General features: G+C 36.4%; 1 pseudogene. It reads left to right on the top strand.

Going from position 1 to position 1,072, the window contains the following annotated elements:
* Positions 1–199 precede the first annotated feature (199 nt).
* Positions 200–1,072: pseudogene (locus tag C9E89_RS22755) on the top strand (hypothetical protein); the annotation flags it as partial.

Here is a 1,072-nt window from a genome sequence, read left to right as displayed (position 1 = left end):
CACGTATCAAATCGTAAAAGCACAAGAAGCTGAGTTATCAGCATTTATGCTCACGGAAATGTCACCGCAGGGTGTAATGACCAACAGCTTAACTTGTGTGAATTACACAAATAAATACTACGAAAAAGATCATTCCTTTTTCTAAAACTTAAACAAATTACAGCACCTTCGGGTGCTTTTTTATGATCTGGAGAAAAGTATGGCGTTAGATAATCAAACGTTTGCGAACTTGGAGCGTGATATTAGTGATACAGGTGAAGCCATAAATGAATGCAAAATGATTACACCGCGCTATGGACTACGTTTTAAATCAATACCGCTCATTTCAAAAGAAGCAGATGTAAAAGTAAGTGAATTATCTTCTGCAATTGATACAGCTTTAGCTGGAGGAGCAGGGGCGGCAGGATGGACCGCGAATTTAATTGAATATAAGGGGTCAACACAAAATAAATTTAACGAAGATCAAGAAAAGATTAATAATGAAACGATTCAATATGCTCTTAATATTTCAGAGTTAAGACAACTAAAACCAAGAAAAAATGGCTCAATAGCAATGACACTTGGTTATAGTGAGACTGGAATAGGAGCAGGTGTTTATCTCTTTGATAAAAATATAGTAAATAATGATGATGCGGGTGAATACATCCGAGTGAATGGCATTCAAGGGGCGTGGGTACTACAACCGAAAAATGAGATTTCTCTAGAGCTTTTTGGAGCTGTTGGAGATAAAGTGATAGATGATGCAGCGGCTATGCGAAAATGCAGTCTATTTGCAGAAAAGTATAATTTAAAGATTAAAGGTGAATCAAAGGTTGGTTATTACTTTGCATCAGATGTGACGATCTATAATGACTTTGACGTAGAAGGGCTATATTTTAACGCAAGCGAATCAAAATATGGGAGCCTTTATATAAAAACAAAAAAAGAGCCAGAAATTATTGCTTTGAGCTCATTAGGAGGTTTAACAGAGGGAAGTTCTAAGATTACAGGCTTTCCACTATCTGCAGTGGGGAAATATGTGCGTTTTAGTACGGAAACGGCTGTTTTAACTGAAAGAAATAATAATGGATTG

Source organism: Acinetobacter sichuanensis (assembly GCF_003024515.2).
Lineage (GTDB): Bacteria > Pseudomonadota > Gammaproteobacteria > Pseudomonadales > Moraxellaceae > Acinetobacter > Acinetobacter sichuanensis.
The sequence above is the reverse complement of the archived record's forward strand: the minus strand, read 5'-3'. Positions and strand labels throughout refer to the sequence as shown.